Here is a 16,642-nt window from a genome sequence, read left to right on the forward strand (position 1 = left end):
CCTCGTCACCCCCACCCCCGCCGACTCGGGGGGGAACGGGGAGGGTGGGGGAGATCGCGGAGCGTTTGGGGTGGGGCGGGGGCGAGAGCGCGGCGGGTGGGGCCGTACGGGCTTGTACTCGGGCAGCCGTATGGATGCGCTCGGAGAAGCTCTGTAGAAGACGGGCATGAACCGGTCGCGTTCGTCCATCGCCTTCGTCGTTCTTGCCTGCAGCATCCTGTCTAGCTCCTGCCGGAAAGAAGAGGCAGAGCCGGAGACGATCCCCGCGCCTACGCCGACGGTCGCGCCTGTGGCAGCCGATCCGGTGCCGACGGCGACCCCGACGGCGGCGGCGACGCAGGAGCCCGCGGCGGCCCAAGAGCCCGCGGCGGCGGCTTCCGCGGAGCCTGCGGCGACAGCGGATGCGGGGGCGGCGACGGCCGAGGGGGCGACGTCACGGGGGGGAGGCGCCTCCATCCAGGCGTGCTGCACGGCGCTCCACGCGGTCGCCACCAAGTCGGGCAAGTCGCCGGAAGCCAAGTCGAAGGCGGCGACGGCATCCCATCTCTGCGCCGGCATCGAGAAGCTCGTGAAGAGCGGGAAAACCCCGCGCGCCAAGGCGCTCACCCAGATCCGAGCGAGCCTCGCCGGGAGCACGCCGCCCGCCGAGTGCAACTGAGCCAGGATCGCTCGGGCCGGCGTTTAGGCCCGCAGCACCGTCACGGCACGCCCCGAGGGGGTCGTCGCCTCCTCGAGCGGGTGCGCTCCTCCGCAGGCGTTCCACCCCGATCCGGCGATCTCGAGCGCCGGAAGCCTGCCCGGCCATGGAGGGCGCGCGGCCGGACCCTGTACCCTGCGCGGTTGCGCGGCGTTCGTCCGCGCCGCGACGGCGCCCGCCGTCGCGCGTCGACCCTCACGGGAAGGAGCTGTCATGCCCTCGAAGCTGGTCACCGATCGTCAGAAGAGCGCCAACTCCGTCGTCGCGTCCGGCGAGGCCCACGCCGGCCGGATCGCCGCGGAGCTCGACGCGCTGCTCTCTCCGCACCTGCGCAAGGGAGAGAAGATGCCAGACGTCTCGCTCTTCACACACATCGTCGCTCGCGCCCTCGGCGAGGCGCGCGATCGCATGGTGGCGGCCGACGAGGCGCACCAGGCGGAGCTCGCCGACGACGCGGCCCCGCGGGATGCCCGCGACGAGGCCGCCGCCGCGCTGTACACCGAGCTGACCGAGCTCCGCGAGTGGCTCACCGGCCTGTACGGCGCCGCGGCGCTGACGCGCCTCGGCTTTACGGACGCGACGCCGCGCGACCCGGCGCAGCTGGAGCGCTTCGCCGGCGAGGTGGCGCGCGCGCTCGGCGCCAAGGACCTGCCGAAGCCGCGCCGCAAGGGGATCCGCTGGGACGCCGAGGAGACGGTGCTCCGGATCGAGGGCCTGCGCGGCGCGCTCCGCGGCCACCTGAAGGATGTGGCTCGCGAGGCGCGCGAGGCCGAGGCGACGCTGCTCGCCAAGACCGCTGCGATCGCGGCGTACGACGAGCGGTTCAGCCGCGCCGCGACGTTCCTCGTGGGGCTGTTCCGGCTCGCCGGTCACCCGGAGCTGGCCGCGCGGGTGCGCCCGTCCTCGCGGCGGCCCGGCCAGATCGAGGCCGACGCGCCGCCGGCCGAGCCGGGTGGCGAGGCCCCGGTGGCGCCCGAGGAGGCCGCGCCGCTCGGCGGGTGAGCGCCGTCGCCGTCGTCGCGGCGCCGGGCGCGAGCGCCGCGGACGCGGCCGGGAGAACGCCGGGCGCGATCGCGAGGTCGGCTGACACGGACCCGCGCGCGTCACGCCGACCTCCGCATTGAGGACGGGGCACCTCTCGTGAGACGCTCGAGAGCGTCATGGCCAAGGTCACCGCCCTTCACATGGCCACGATCACGGAGAAGTCGGGCCACCAGATGACCGGCATGGCCGTCAGCGTGTGCCTGACGCCCGCAGCGCCGAGTCCGCTGCCGATCCCATATCCGACGATGGGCACCGTGGCCGAGGGGATCATCGATCCGTGCATGCGGACCAAGATCGAAGGGGCGAAGATCCTCACGGTCGGCGGCTGCATGAAGGCCTGTCACGGCAACGAGCCAGGCACGCTCAAAGAGGTAGTCAGCCTCAACACGGGAGGACCGTGCTTCCCCTGGCTGGGCGCGCCCAACGTCCTCATCGAGCTCGGCATGGCCGGCATCACGGGCAGCATGGGCCAGATGAACAAGAGCATCGCTGTCGGCGCAGGCGCGAGTGCGAGCAACGCCGCGGGCGGGGGCGGCGGGGGCGGCGGGGGCGGCGGGGGCGGCGGCGGTCCGGGCGGCGGCGGCCCTCAGGGCCCAAGCAACGGCGGCGGGGGCGGCGGGGGCAGCGGTCAGGGCGCGGGGCCGCCGAGCCCACCCGCGCCGCCGTCTGCGGACGGCCAGGCGTCTGCGGGGCACCCGGTCGACGTCGTGACAGGGGCCATGTACACGAACCCGGTCGCGGACGTCGAGCTGCCGGGGCCCCTGGTCGTGACGTTGGAGCGAAGCTATTCGACCGCGGCGGTGCGGCACCGCTGCGGTATGGGGTGGGGGTGGTCGCACGATCTCGCCTGGAGCGCCCGGCGCCGCGGCGACGCGCTCGAGCTGACGTCGCCGGGCGGTCGCACCCAGGTGCTCTCCTGGCCCGCGCAGGATCAGGTCCTGCTCCTGCCGTTCGGTGTTCGCGTCGCCGCCGTCGGAGAGGATCTCCTCGTCGAAGACGATGACGGCCTCGTGCGGGTGCTGCGCCGCGCCGGCCCGGAGGAGCGCTTCGCGCTCGTCGAGCTCCGCGACGCGTTCGGCAACAAGGCCACCCTGGAATGGCGAGGCGATGAGCTCACGGGCATCGTCGATGCCGTCGGGCGGCGCGCCCGGCTCGAGCGCCAGGGACCCTTCGCCTGGTGGGAGGTGACCGCGACCGACGGGCATGGCACCCCGCACACCCGCCGCGCCGTGACCTACGAGCTCGACGGCGCGGGCGATCTCGTGCGGGTCATCGACGCGGGCGGCGCCGAGATCCGGTACGAGTACGACGAGGAGCACTACCTCATCCGGGAGATCTTGCCCGACGGGCTCGCTTTCCGCTTCAGGTACGAGGCGATCGACGGCGTCAGGCGGTGCGTCGAGACGTGGGGCGAGATCGCCGGCCGCGACGTGCTCGCGGAGCTCGGCGCGCCCTGCCTCCCGGGCGCCCAGGGCATCCACCACGCCCGGCTCTCGTACGACACCGCCCTGCGCAGGACCGTGGTCATCGACGGCGAGGGCGCGACCCACACATACACGGGCAACGCGCTCGGCCTCGTGACCTCCTATGTCGATCCGCGCGGCCACGCGCGCACCTACACGTACGACACGGTTGGCAGGCTGCTCTCGATCCGCGACGGCGGCGGGCGGACTACGCGGCTGTCGTACAACGCCGCGGGGCACCTCGCGAGCGTCACCGAGCCCGGCGGCGCGACCTGGCGAGACGCGGTCGACGAAGAGGCGCAGGCCATCGTCCGCACGCGGCCCGACGGGAAGAAGACCCGCACCACGTACCGGAGGGGCGTCCCGACCGGGAGCGTCGACTGGCGCGGCCGCGAGCACGCCCTCGAGTGGGACGCGCACGGCCTCGTGCGGGCGTCCACCGGGCCGGACGGCGCCGAGCTCACGTACGACTACGACGCGCACGGCAACCCGCTGCGGGTCGAGACGCCGGCCGGCGACGTCTACGAGTACGTCTTCGATCTGTTCGGGTGCCCCGTCGAGGCGCGCACCCCGAAGGGCGGCGTCTATCGATTCGCGTACGACTCGCGCTTCGCGCTGGTGCGCCTGGAGGAGCCGAACGGCAACGTCCAGGAGCTGGAGATCGACGCCAGCCGCCGCGTCACCGCGCGCTCCGACGCGAGCGGGATCACCAGGTACCGCTATGTCGCCGGCGCGCTCGTCGAGGTGGTGCGCCCGGACGGCAGGCGATTCCGGCTCGGCTACGACGCGCTCCTCCGGCTCCGCTGGATCGAGAACGCCGCGGGCGAGCGCCATGCGCGCGACTACGACGGCTGCGGCAACCTCTCCCGCGAGACCTCGTTCGGCGGCTCGATCATGGCGTACGAGTACGACGGATCGAACCACCTCGTCCGGACGACCCACGCCGACGGAACGTGGGTGCGCTACGAGCGCGACGGCGCCGGTCGCGTGACGAAGCTCGAGACCTCGGGCGGGCTCGTGGAGGAGCTCCAGTACGACGCGCTCGGCCACCTCACGCGCGCGCGGAACGCGGACGTGATGGTCACGTTCGAGCGCGACGAGGACGGCCGGGTCGTCCGGGAGGTCCAGGAGGCCGCCGGGTTCGCGTTCGCCGTCGCACGCCGCTTCGACGACGCGGGCCGCGTGCTGGAGCGTCGCTATGCGACGGGGTGGTCGGTCGAGGTGCACCGGCGCGAGGAAGATGGCGAGCCGGCGTCGCTCGAGGTCGCCGCCGCCGAGGCGGACGGGCTCGCCTTCGAACGGGACGCGCGCGGCGAGTCGCGGCGGAGGCGGCTCGACGGGACGCGCGCGCTCGTCTGGTCGCGTGACGTCCAGGGCATGCCGGAGAGCGTCGCCATCCTGGATGGGCGGGGCGAGCCCGTCCGGACGCGCGCGTGGACCTGGAGCCGGGTGGGCCCGGTCGCGGCGGTCGAGGACAGCGAGCGCGGCGCGCGCCGGTACGACCTCGATGTCGAGGGCAGGCCGCTCCGCCTCCACGGCCTCGGCGCCGACGAGCAGTTCGCGTACGCGCCCCAGGGGACCCCGATCCCGTCGCGCGGCCCCGCGTGGTCGATCGGCGGGGACGGCCGTCCCCTGCGCGCGGGCGGCGCCGAGATCCAGTGGGACGCCCGCGGCCGCCTCGCGGGCCGCGCCGGCCAGGGGCCGCTGCAGACCTGGCGCTACCAGTACGACGAGCGCGACCGCCTCGTCGCAGCGGTCCGCGGCGACGGCCTCGCCGTCCGTTACCTCTACGACCCCCTCGGCCGCTGCGTCGCGCAGGCGCACGGCAATGGCGAGAGCACCTGGTTCGGCTGGGATGGCGAGAGCCTCGTCGAGGAGCGCCCGACGAGCGGCCCGTCGATCCAGCGCGTGTTCGACGACGACGGCTTCACGCCGCTCCTCGAGGCGCGCGACGGCAAGGACTGGCGGATGGTCGTGACGGACGCCGCCTCCACGCCGTGGCTTTACCTGCACCGCGACGGGCGCGCGTCGGAGATCGATCTCGGCGCCTTCGGCCGCGTCGCGCGCGCGACGGGCGATCCGGGCGCGCTCCGGTTCGCCGGGCAGCGCGCCGACGCGGTGACCGGCCTGCACTACAACCGCCACCGCTTCTACGACCCGGCGACGCACGTCTTCCTGACCCCCGACCCGCTCGGCCTGCTGGGCGCGCTGCAGGAGATCGGGTTCGTCCCCAACGTCACGATCTTCATCGACCCTTCCGGGCTCACGACGATCGTCGTGGGCGCGCCGGCCGACGCGACCATCCAGCAGCACGTCGCCCTTCTTCAGGCACAGCACCCGGGCGCGCGCGTGCTTCGATACGATCAGCTCACGCCGGGCAGCCTGGCGCGAGAGGATCACGTCGTCGTATCGACGCACGGCGCGCCCAACCTGGTGGAGTGGGGCAACGGGTACATCGACGGCCGCCAGCTCGGGCAGCGGCTCACGGCGGCGGGGTTCCGCGGCCAGAAGCGGGGGCGAAAGCGGCGCGTCGAGCTGTCCGCGTGCAACAGCGCGACCCCAGCGGCTGGCAACGGGCCGAGCGTGCTCCAAGCGGTCGCGGACGAGACCCGAGCGATCGCGAGCGGCGCGCGCTCGGCCAACCCGGCCGCGACCTACGCGGGCACCACGTCCGTGGGGCCGGGCGGCCACGCATGGGGCCCGGGCATGATGGCGCCGAACTGGACGGGCGGAACGACGCCGTACGTGCATCAAGGCACCTGGGTCGAGGCGCGCCCCGGCCCGCAAGGGGGCCGCGGCCGGCGCCGGCGCTGATCAGCCCGGAGCGAGGAGCGAGACGAGCTCGTGCGTTTCATCAATCCCTATCCTTACGGCCGCCCTCCCCGGAACGAGGACCTCCAGCGCGCGCTCGCGTCGGCGTCCCGGGGCCAGGTGGTCGACGGGGACGATCGCGTCCTCGTCGAGCTCGACCGGACGGCGCTGCAGGTCCTCGGAGGGGCGCTCGAGATCGACGAGCACAAGGCTTCCTTCGACGAGCGCGGCCGCGCGCCGCACGGGCTGCCGCAACTCGGAATCGTGCTTGCGGCGGAGGGCGGGCCGGTGGGCCGGGTGGACCTGTACCCGGAGAACCGTTCGATCCATTGGCGGGGCCTCGACTGGAAGCAGTGGTGCGGCTGGGCCGAGCTGCGTGACGACCGCGCGCTGCTCGAGGGGCTCGCCGCGCACGGCGTACCGGAGCCGCTCGAGGACGTGACGCGCTGGAGCAGCGAGGAGGGCGAGCGCGCGCGGTGCGAATGGCGCAAGGCGATCCCGCCGAACCTCAAGGGCCCCTGGTGCGCTCCGATCGAGCGCCTCCTGGATCCCTGGCACACCCTGGAGGCGGCGGCGTGGATCGAGCAGGCCGGCGCGAACATGCGCAAGGCCCGCGGGCTCCTGGAATGGTACGGTGCCGGGTCGGGGCCGTTCGCGCGCCGGCCCGATTACGAGCTGCTCCCACGGCGCCTGCTCGGCCGCTTCCTCGGCGAGGATCTCCAGCGCGCGCTCCAGTCCCGTCCGAGCGACCAGGCGCTCGCGGGCGCAGGGCGCCATCTCCTGGACCTCGGGCCGCTCTCCCCAGGCGCCCGCGCCCAGCTCGCGCCGCTCGACGGGAGGCTCCGCGAGGCGATCATCGACGCGGTGCGCCGGCTCGCGTCCAGCGAGGAGGCGGATCTGCTCCGCGAGCGGCTCTTCCCGGCGCCGTTCGCCCTGCCGGAGCCCACCTCGCTGGTCGGCGCATCGAGCACGCTGCACCTGCGCCGCCCGGTGGCCGCTGGCGACGCGGCGGTATACGCGGTGGATTTCCAGGACATCGTGCGTCTCGAGAGCGGCGCGCGCACCGTCCTCGGCAAGCTCCTTGGCGATGCCGTCCTTGCGGTCCGGGAGGGCCGGCTGCTCGTGGGCAAGGGCGGCGGCGTGCAGGAGCTCGACGCGCGAGGGAACGTCGTGGCCGTGCACCCCGCCGCGACCCCAGAGCAGGCAGCCGCGGCGCGTGCGATCACCGCAGCCTGGTCCGCGCCGGCTGCGGCGCCGCCCCTGGGCGAGCCGCTCGGCCCCACGCCCGAGGAGCGCGAGGCGTTCGAGGCGCTCGTGCACCTCGGGCTCGGCGCGCCGCCCTCGGCGCGGGTCGTGGGGCGCGATCACCTTGAGGCGGGCGGGCGCGCGATCGTCCGCCGCGGCGTGTCCGGCGCGCCGCCCCGGCGGATCCCGCTGCCCGGGCGCGCCGTGCTGCACGCCTTTTCGGCGTCGCACCTCGCGCTCGCGCTCGACGTCGGCGACGCCTGCCGGATCGCGTGGGTGGACGAGGGGAGCGACGCGCTGCGCCTGTCACCGCCGCTCCGGATCGCCCCGCACGCGCTGCGCTTCCTGCTCGCCATGGGCGACGCCGCGCTGCTCGGCGTCGACCTGGGCGCTGGCGAGGTCGTGCTGCACATCGGCATCGAGCGCGCCGGCGGCGGACAGCCCGAGCGACCATGAGCGCGCACCTGCCGCAATTCACCCCTGGGCTGACGAAAAGCTGGTTCCGCGCTTCAGAAATCCTGCCAGGGATCTGCCTCGCGAGCCGAGAGCGATGAGGCCGAGGCGACGCTTCTCGCCAAGACCGCCGCGATATAGCAGGCGCTCGGATCTCACGTCGAAAGCGGTGCGAGCGCGAGGCCGAAGGCGAGCACCTCGTCGGCGAGCTCTTTCAGGGCGGCGTCCTCGTTAGCGAGTAGGTGAAAGCGCCTGGCGAGATCTCGCTTCGACTTGCCGCGCGGGGACCAGCCGTGCGCCGAGCCGAGGAGCGCCTCGGCGTCCTCGGGGCGCAGCGAGACCACGTGATTGCCATCGAAGTGCGCGAGGAGCAGGTTCTCGATGGACGCGTGCGAGCTTCGCGCGGTGGCGCTGTTCGAGAGCGCGTCCGCCGCCGCGGACTCGTGGAGGTGGAGGAGCACCGCGCGTCACTCCGCCGCGGAGCGTACACGTCGGTCGGCGACGGGGGACAGGAAGCCGTACGGCCAGTCGTGGAGGGCGCCGCTGTCGCGGTAGCCGGCGAGGCGCACCTCGGCCTCGCCGGTCTCCTCGTCCTTGTCGAAGAGGACGATCTGCACGTCCTCGGCCTTCAGAAGGCCCTCGTGGATCAGCTTGCCGAGGCCGTTGATCAGCGACTCGCTTCTGAAATCGAGTGTGCTTCGAGAGGGAGGCGAGCCGCTCCAGCATGGCGCTTCGTTTGCCAAGCAACACCTCGTCGGCCACCGTGTCGATCGTGTCCGCCGACGTGTTTCCGTGAAAAAAAGGAACGAGCAACGCGGCGAGCGGCTTGAGCAGGACCGTATCTGCCTTCGTCTGGTAGTCGATCGCCTCGGGTACGAGCCCTTCCGGCACCTGGTGGTAGCTCAGCGCCGGCTCCGTGCCTGGTTGCAAGGTCGGCAGCAGGTACGACTTCGTTCCCAGCGAGAGAGGCGCTTCGGTCTGGATGGTCTCGTCGTTCGCAACGAGCCTGAGGAGCCGGCCCTCGGCGTCGAGCTCCCATCGGACGACATGGCCCTCGGCGCCGATTTCGTAGCCCCTCACATGAGGGGTCTCGCCTCCGGCGAGCGTCACCGCGATGTCGAAGGCAGGGTCGCCGAGCGCGACGCCGCAACGGGAAGGAACGCCCGGAAAACGAAGCGCGGCCCGGGCAGCGCCCGACGGGCACGGCGCGCAAGGTTCGGCCCGTCGCGAGCGCTGCGGACGCGGCCGGGAGAACCCCAGGTGCGCTCGCGAGCGCCGCGGACGCGGCTGGGAGAACCCCAGGCGCGCTCGCGAGCGCCGCGGACACGGCTGGGGGAGCGCCAGGCGCGCTCGCGAGCGCCGTGGACGCGGTTGGGAGAGCGCCAGGCGCGCTCGCGAGCGCTGCCGCTGGATCAGACGGACTCAGGCGAAGTGGTCGTATCCCCGCGCCACGAGGCTCGTGAGCTGCCCGCCCGGTCCGAGCAACGCCACGTCGCTCGCGCCCTCCTCGGGCGCCGCGCAGCGGCCGATCGCCACGAAGCCGGCGAGCTCCCCGACGTCGGGGCCCGCGACCACGACCGCGTAGTCCTCGCCGCCGTAGAGCGCGAGATCCAGGGCGTCCACGCCGAGCAGCGCGGCGGCGTCGCGGAGGTCGACGCCCACGAGCGCCGCAGGATCGAGCAGCGCGCGCACGCCGCTCGCGCGCGCGAGGTGCGCCACGTCCGCCACGAGGCCGTCGGAGACGTCGATCGCCGCGCGGGCGCGCGCCGCCGCGCGGAGGCCCGCGTCGATGCGCGCCACCGGGCGGCGGAACGCGCGGATCGCCTGCTCGGCCGCGGCGCTGGCCGGCGCGATGCCGCGATCGAGCAGCGCAAAGCCGGCCGCGGCGAGGCCGACCGGACCCGCCAGCGCGAGCGCGTCGCCCGGTCGCGCGCCGTCGCGCCTGAGCGGCAGCGCCGCGACGCCGAGCGCCGTCGTTGTGATCGAGATCTCGCCGCCCCGCGAGAGATTCCCGCCGATGATCGCGGTGCCGATCTCGTCGCACGCGGCGCGCTGACCTTTCGCCAGCGCGCCGAGCTCGTCGTCGCTCACGCTCGGGGGCAGCACCAGCGCGGCCAGCAGGCCGACAGGGCGCGCCCCCATCGCCGCGAGATCGCTCGCCGCGGCCATCGTCGCGCGGTAGCCGAGATCCTCGAAGCCCAGGAGATCGCGCCGGAAATGGACGCCCTCGACGGCGCTGTCGACCGTCCAGACGAGCGGCTCCGGGGCGCCCGGAAGGGCGCCGCCCCGCGGGGCCGCGGGCGCGAGGATCGCGGCGTCATCGCCGATGCCGCAGAGCACGTGATCGCCCGCCGCGCCCCCGAGCACGGCGCGCAGCATGTCGATGCGCTTCCACTCGGAGCGCCCGCTCATTGGAAGATGGGCGGCAGGACGCTGTTCGCCGGCGAGCCGGCGACCGTGGGCAGCTTGACCACGAACACGGTGCCGCGCGGCTCGTTCGGCTCGATGCGGACCGTGCCGCTGTGCGCCTCGACCAGGCGCTTGACGATCGAGAGACCGAGTCCCGTACCGCCGTGCTCCCGGGTCGAGCTCTGATCGATCTGGTAGAACGGGTCGAAGACCTTCAGCCGCTCGCCGGCAGGGATGCCGATGCCCGTGTCCACGACGCGGATCTCGACCGCCTGCTGGAGGGGCGCGACGAGCACCAGCCCGGGGAGGTCGTCCATGTCCTCGCTCACGGCGCGCGCGACGAGCAGCACCTCGCCCCCCGCCTCGGTGAACTTCACCGCGTTCTCGACGAGGTTGATGAACACCTGCCGCAGCCGGTCGCCGTCCCCCAGCACCGGCGGGAGATCGTCCTCGGCCTGGATCCGGAGCTCGACGCCCTTCTTCGAGGCGGCAGGCGCGATCGTCGACGCCGCCTCGACGAGCACCGGGCCGACGGCCACCTCGGTGCGGTGCACGATCAACGTGCCGCTCTCCAGCTTCGAGAGGTCCAGGAGGCTCATGATGAGCCCGAGCAGCTGCTCGCTCTTCGAACGGATCGTATCGATGAACTCGCGCTGCTCATCGGTCAGAGGCCCGCCGATGCCCTCGGCGAGCATCTCGCTGTACCCCATGATCGACGTGAGCGGGGTCCGGAGCTCGTGCGACACCGTGGCCAGGAAGTTCGACTTGAGCCGGTCGAGCTCCTTCAGCCGCTCGTACGCCTGCTCCAGCTCGGCGTTCTTCTGCGACAGCTCACGGAAGCTCTCGCGGATCGACGCGACGTGCATCGTCGAGGTGAGGAGCGATTTGTGCCCGCTGAACAGGATCAGATCGAGGACCGAGCGGAGGTGGTCCGCGATCGCGCCGAGCCGCTCCGGCCGGAGCCGCGGCATCCGCAGCCACCCCTCCGCCGCAGGCGCGAGATCGAGGTGGGACGCCGCCTCGATCTGCGCGGCAGGGGGCTCGTCGAGGCCGTCGGGGAGGTACGGGCCCAGGATCGACCGGCCGATGGCACGCCCGTCGTACTCGATCGGGAACACCTGGTAGAGCGCGCCCTCGAAGCGGGGATCCGCGACCTCGCTGCCGGCCGACGCGCCTTGTCTTGCCGCACGATCCGCCGGCGCCGCGCTGGCCCGCCGGCCTTCCTGCTCGCCGCCGGTCAGGCCGCCGAGCGGCGGGAGCGGCGCGAGCGCGCCCGACTCCGCGAGCGTCGCGCCGTTGATCGATTGGATGCGGATCGGCAGGCCGAACAGCTTGTGAAATGAAGCCGCCATCTCCCCGAGGGCCTGGCGATCCACGAGATCCTCGAGCGAGAGCGGGCCGATGCCGACAAGGTCGACCACCGGCGCCGCCGCGGGGGGAGGCAGCGTCGAGGGCTCAGGCGCGCTGGACGCGCCGTCGCGCTTCGAGGAGCTGGGCCCGTCCGCGACCCGGGCCGATGGAATCGGCGCGGAGCCCGGCATGCTGAGGAGATCCTCGTCGTCGAGGCCGAAATCCGCCGGCGTCCCCTTGTGGGCGTCGGGCCTCATGGAACGATCCGGGAGCTCTTCTCGAGGCTGCCGCCCATTCGCCTTGCCAGGAGGTCGTTCACCGAGCTCGTCGCACCGAGCTGGCGCGCCGCGCTGTTCAGGAGCTCCTCGCCGCTGATCGACAGCCGCTTCGAGAGCTGATGCGTCTGATCGAGCGTCTCCCACGTGAGGTGGAGCAGACCCATGAGCGTCTCCACCGTGCCCACGCCGCGGGTCGCGACGGCCTTGTACACCGGCTCCTTGCCCCGCGCGGCGAGCCGCGCCAGCTCCTCGTCGCTCCGGATGTCGGGCAGGTCGCGCTTGTTGAACTGGATGACGAGCGGCATCCTCGCGAGATCGAGGCCGTTCTCTCGCAGGTTCTGGCGGAGGTCGAAGAACGCCTCGGCGTTGCGCTGCGTCTCGGAGATCTGCGAGTCGGCGATCAGCGCGACCCCGTCCGCGCCCTGGAGCACGAGCCTCCGCGTGGCGGCGTGCATCGGCTGGCCGGGCACGGTGAACAGCTTGATGCGGAGCGAGACGTCGCCGTCCTTCGCGCGGAAGGTGAGCGGCAGGAGATCGAAGAACAGCGTCCGATCGTCCTGCGTCTCGAGCGTCATCAACCGTCCGCGAGCGTCGGACCCGGCGAGGCCGTGCAGCGAGACGAGGTTCGTCGTCTTGCCGCTGAGCGCCGGGCCGTAATAGACGAGCTTGATCGTCACTTCACGGGCTGCGAAGTCGAGCTGCACGGCCGCATTCTCGCATGAGCGCCCGACGATTGGATATGGCCACGGCGCATGGCGGAGGAGGTCCGGCTGGGCCGGATCTCCTCCCTTGTCAGGAGGCGTGCGCCCCGCTCAGGCCGAGCCGCCGGGCGCGTTGGGCACGCTGGACACGGGCGGAGGGATCGGCCTGCTCTCGCCGTTTTCGACGGTCCAGAGCGCGCTCCGCAGCCCCTCCAGGCGCGACGTCAGCGCCTGAAGCGCCTCGGCCTGGGCGTCGCACGCCTTGAGCTGGCTCTCGCTGCTCGGCTCGGCCTGGACCCGCTCCTCGCGCGCCGCCTTGAGGACCTCGATGACCTCCCGGTGCAGCTCCTGGCCGGCCGTGACCACCCACGCGTCGAGCCGGCTCGCGAACTCCTGGATCATCTCGTCGAGCTTCGGCCCGATCCGGGTGGCGGCCTCGCGCAGCGCGACCGGCGCCATTTCCTTCGCCTTCTTGCGGGTCTCGGCCTCGACCTTCTCCTTCACGTACACCGCCAGGACAGGCGCCGCGAGCGCCAGGATCCCGCCGAGCAGGGCGTTCGTGAACATCACGCCGAGGCCGATGGTGAAGAGCGCGAAGACGCCGACATCGTAGCCGAACGTGTCGACCTCGACGTTCGGCGTCTTCACGTCGCCGCCGAGCGCCTCGCTGACCCGCTTCGCCACGTCGTGCGCGTCCTCGCGCACGAGCGCGATCGTCTTCTCGGCGAGCGCCTCGAGCGCCGTGGCGATCTCCTTCGTCTCGGCCTGGGCCCACTCGGCGAACGTGCGCTCCAGGAACGCCCCGAGGTAGACCTTGATCTCGTCGGTGTGGGCCTCGTCGATGATCGCCGGGAGCTGCCGGAGCACATCGTCGACGAAGCGATCCAGGTCGCGGTGCACCCACGCCCGGATGGCGCTCACCTCCTCGCGGATGCCGGCGCGCCGCTCCTCGATGGTGCGCGACTGGCCGGCCAGGTCCTTCTCGATCATCTCGATGCGGCGGCTGAGCTCCTCGCGCGACATCGCGGTCGCGCGCCGCCGCGCGTCCACGCCCTTGCCGAGCAGGCGCGCGGACTCGAGGCCCTCGCCGAGCGCGTTGTCGAGCAGGATGCGCCCGCGCTCCTCGGCGAGGAACCGGGTCAGGTGATCGAGCAGCTCCGGCATCCCGCTGCCGGGCCTATCGCCCTCCAGCGCCCGCTCGCTCGAGATCGGGAACACCACGGGCGATTTCACGAGCTTCCCGAGCTCGCTCCGGATGTAGGCGAGCGCCTCGACCTCCTCGTCCTGGCTCCAGATGTCGCGCTTCGTCACGACGAACAGGATCTTGTCGCGCGACTGCCCGAGCAGCTTCTCCTGGAGGAAGACCCGCTCGCTCTCCTTGAGCGGCTGGCCGGCGTCGATGAGGAACAGCACGGCGTCCGACCGCGGGATGTAGCTGTAGGTGATGTCCGCGCGCTGGAGCGAGAGGTCGTTCACCCCGGGGGTGTCGACGAGGACCACGCGCTCGCGCAGGAGCTCGGCCGGGTACCCCACCTCGAGGAACTTCACCTCGCCGGCGCTCGACGAGCGCTCTCCGCCGACCGTGAAGGCCCGCACGTCCTCGAACGGCAGGCCCGTGCGCTCGCCCGACGCGTAGACCACCTCGGCGCGCGGCTCGGCCGCGTACTCGAGGTGGTGGATCACCGCCGTCGTGGGCGTCACGCCGACGGGGAGGATCGAGGCGCCGAGCAGGGCGTTCACGAATGTCGTCTTGCCGTGGTTGAACTCGCCGACAACGACGAGGTGGAACCGATCGGCGTCGAGCTTCTTCACGAGATCGTTCGTGATGCGCGCCGCGACGCTCTTGGCGCCGAGGGACTCGGCGAACGTCACGAGATCCCTGAGCGCCCCGGTCACGTCGTCTTTGCGGCTGTGGAAGGATTCGAGCATGTGCGTCTACCTCGGCCTTGCGCCTTGCCAGGAGCGGGGAGCCCCTCAGCCCCAGATCTTGATGACTTCGTGCACCTTCTCGTCGACCTCTTCCATGGAGAGGCCGCTCGCGCCGAGCCCGGCGTGGCGCTTGTAGAGCTCGCTCTCGGCGAAGGCCCGGAGCGCCAGCACGCGCTTCGGCAGCCACGGGTGGCTGGCCGTGAACTCGGCGAACCTGCCGACGCCGCCCTTGCCCTCCTCGTGCTGGGCGATGAACGCCTCGAGGTTGAGCTCCTCGTACAGCTTGGTCGAGCCGAGCGCGAGCTTGGTGAGCGCGCGCGTCGAGACGTCGAGGCTCTTCGCGCAGAGAAGGCCGGCGCGGTCGCAGGTGACCTCGGCCCGGCGCGACCAGCCGGAGAGCGCGAGCATCGCCGGGCCGACGATCCACTTCACGAAGACCGACGCCATCCGCGTCAGGTAGTGCATGGCGGTCAGGTAGACCACGTGGCTGTTGTGGATGTGGCCGCACTCATGGCCGATGACGCTGAGCAGCTCGTCGTCGGTGAAATGATCAACGAGCGCCGAGTGCACCATGATGAACGAGTCGTCGTTCGTCCCGTAGGTGGCCGCGTTGAGGGTGGGGCTGTTGACGATGTAGATCGTCGGGGTCGCGATCCCGAGCGTCTCGGCGCAGTGGACCGCGAGCTTGTGGACACGCGGGAACTGCGCGGGGCCGACCTTGACGGCGTGGCCGAGCAGCTCGTTCTTGCCGACCGTCTTGAACAGCCTGACCGCGGCGGTCACGGCGAGCTCGACCGGACGCATCTTCTCGAAGGCGAGCCGCGTGTTCTTGTCGGACACGTAGGCATACGCGTTGCCCGCGCCGTCCCCGCCGCCCGCGCGCTGGCCCTTCCGTCTCTCGATGAAGCCCTTGAAATCGAGCGTTCCGACCTGTGCCATTCGGCGAAGGTAACGGCCTGGCCGGGACCGCGCAACGCCGCCATCGTCAGGCGAAGCGAAGTTAACGCAAAATCACAGACGACCTCCGCTCACATCTGAATCAGACGCCGAGCAGACGGCAAGCAGACGGTGATCAGACAGCGGAAGCACATCGGGCGCGGGCCCGATGCGGACCGGGCGCGAGTCGACGCGGATCAGACGCCGAGCAGAGCGAGGAGCCCCTCCGGGCCGAGGCGCTCGAGCGTCCGCTGCCGCGCAAGGAAGCGCCGGAAGTCCTTGTAGACACCGCTGCCCTTCGGGCGGAGCTCGAAATCGGTGATGCGCGTGATGGAGAACCTCAGCGCCGCGATCACGCTCTCGTGGAACAAACGGTCGCGCTCCTCGGTTGAGAGCGGCCGCACCGCCGTGTAGCCGGCGCCGAGCGCGGACACGAGGTCCGGGTCGAGATCGTCGCCGAAGCACCACGCGAGCATCGTGACGGCGAGGTCGAACGCGGCGCTCCCGCGCGAGGCGCTCTCGAAATCGAGCAGCGCGGAGATCTCGCCGGCCTCCCAGAGCACGTTGTCGCGGAAGAGGTCGCCATGGATCAGCGTCTGGGGGCCGGGGGTCCGCGGCGCCGCGGCGCGGATCCGTTCGAGCCGGCCGGTGAGCTCGTCGACGGCGGCGGCCACGTCGGGCGGGAGAGCCGGGGCGGGACCGGAGGCCGTCGACCTCGCGCCCGCGCCGGGCGCAGGGGAACGGAGCCCCCGGAGCCGCTGGTCGAGGCTGTCGAGGTCGAACCGGCTGGCGTTCGCCCCCTCGAACGAGGCGCCGACGAGGTGCACCCGCGCGAGGGCCGCGCCGACGCGGCGGGTCGCGTCCGGCGTGACGCGCGCCTGACAGAGCGACGCGCCCGCGACCCACGGGAACAGCGCGACCGGCTTTCCTGCGTGCTCCGCGACGAACGCCGCGCCCTCCGACGCGGCGCCCTCCGACACGGACGCCGCGTCGGAGGGCGCCGCGCCCTCCGACGCGGCGCCCTCCGACACGGACGCCGCGTCGGAGGGCGCCGCGTCGCGGCGCCGGAGCGGCTGCGGGGTGGCGACGCCCCCGGCCGCGAGGTGCTCGAGCATGCGCGCTTCGCGTGACGCCGCGCCGAGCTGCTGCTCCTCGTAGACCCGCAGGAACACCTGTCCGCGGCCGTCGGCGAGCGTCAACGCGAAGTTGGAGTTGACGCTCCCGGCGAGGAGGCCGCGCACATCGGCGATCTCCAGGCCGTACAGCGCGCCGATGCGGCGGGCATCCGCGAGCGAGAGGGGGGTCAGGATGGCCATCGCGGCGCAG

The 16,642-nt window shown here is 72.6% G+C and carries 12 protein-coding genes; 4 read left to right on the plus strand and 8 right to left on the minus strand.

The features are described 5' to 3' along the window. Positions 1–166 precede the first annotated feature (166 nt). From POL72_RS22125 to POL72_RS22140, 4 genes are all read left to right on the plus strand, one after another. On the plus strand, positions 167–658 hold the full coding sequence (locus POL72_RS22125) for a hypothetical protein (RefSeq protein WP_272097494.1): 492 nt from the start codon (positions 167–169) through the stop codon (positions 656–658). A 252-nt stretch (positions 659–910) separates the two neighbouring features. Then, a complete protein-coding gene (locus tag POL72_RS22130; RefSeq protein ID WP_272097495.1) occupies positions 911–1,699 on the plus strand; it encodes a hypothetical protein in 789 nt (262 codons plus the stop codon). 158 nt (positions 1,700–1,857) lie between these two features. Continuing rightward, positions 1,858–6,018 carry a PAAR-like domain-containing protein gene (locus POL72_RS22135; protein WP_272097496.1) on the plus strand — a complete coding sequence of 1,387 codons (4,161 nt, stop codon included), beginning with the start codon at positions 1,858–1,860 and terminating at the stop codon, positions 6,016–6,018. Positions 6,019–6,048: 30 nt separating this feature from the next. Further along, positions 6,049–7,716: a hypothetical protein gene (locus POL72_RS22140; RefSeq protein ID WP_272097497.1), complete on the plus strand. Its 1,668-nt coding sequence runs from the start codon at positions 6,049–6,051 to the stop codon at positions 7,714–7,716. 152 nt (positions 7,717–7,868) lie between these two features. On the opposite strand, the gene POL72_RS22145 is transcribed toward POL72_RS22140, so the two are convergent. From POL72_RS22145 to POL72_RS22180, 8 genes are all read right to left on the minus strand, one after another. Beyond that, positions 7,869–8,174, minus strand: a complete 306-nt coding sequence (locus tag POL72_RS22145) for a hypothetical protein (protein WP_272097498.1) — start codon at positions 8,172–8,174, stop codon at positions 7,869–7,871. Between the two features lie 6 nt (positions 8,175–8,180). Further along, complete coding sequence (locus tag POL72_RS22150) at positions 8,181–8,456, minus strand: hypothetical protein (protein WP_272097499.1); 276 nt, start codon at positions 8,454–8,456, stop codon at positions 8,181–8,183. A gap of 679 nt (positions 8,457–9,135) precedes the next feature. After that, on the minus strand, positions 9,136–10,125 hold the full coding sequence (gene thiL, locus POL72_RS22155; protein ID WP_272097500.1) for a thiamine-phosphate kinase: 990 nt from the start codon (positions 10,123–10,125) through the stop codon (positions 9,136–9,138). After that, on the minus strand, positions 10,122–11,729 hold the full coding sequence (locus POL72_RS22160; RefSeq protein ID WP_272097501.1) for a sensor histidine kinase: 1,608 nt from the start codon (positions 11,727–11,729) through the stop codon (positions 10,122–10,124). Before POL72_RS22160 ends, thiL begins: the two co-directional genes overlap by 4 nt. Continuing rightward, a complete protein-coding gene (locus POL72_RS22165; protein WP_272097502.1) occupies positions 11,726–12,454 on the minus strand; it encodes a GTP-binding protein in 729 nt (242 codons plus the stop codon). Before POL72_RS22165 ends, POL72_RS22160 begins: the two co-directional genes overlap by 4 nt. Before the next feature lie 108 nt (positions 12,455–12,562). Further along, positions 12,563–14,380, minus strand: coding sequence for a dynamin family protein (locus POL72_RS22170; RefSeq protein ID WP_272097503.1), 1,818 nt, complete (start codon positions 14,378–14,380; stop codon positions 12,563–12,565). A 45-nt stretch (positions 14,381–14,425) separates the two neighbouring features. Continuing rightward, positions 14,426–15,319, minus strand: a complete 894-nt coding sequence (locus POL72_RS22175; RefSeq protein WP_272097504.1) for a M48 family metallopeptidase — start codon at positions 15,317–15,319, stop codon at positions 14,426–14,428. A 194-nt stretch (positions 15,320–15,513) separates the two neighbouring features. Further along, positions 15,514–16,632, minus strand: coding sequence for a homoserine kinase (locus POL72_RS22180; protein WP_272097505.1), 1,119 nt, complete (start codon positions 16,630–16,632; stop codon positions 15,514–15,516). Positions 16,633–16,642 lie beyond the last annotated feature (10 nt).

Source organism: Sorangium aterium, assembly GCF_028368935.1.
Taxonomy (GTDB): domain Bacteria; phylum Myxococcota_A; class Polyangia; order Polyangiales; family Polyangiaceae; genus Sorangium; species Sorangium atrum.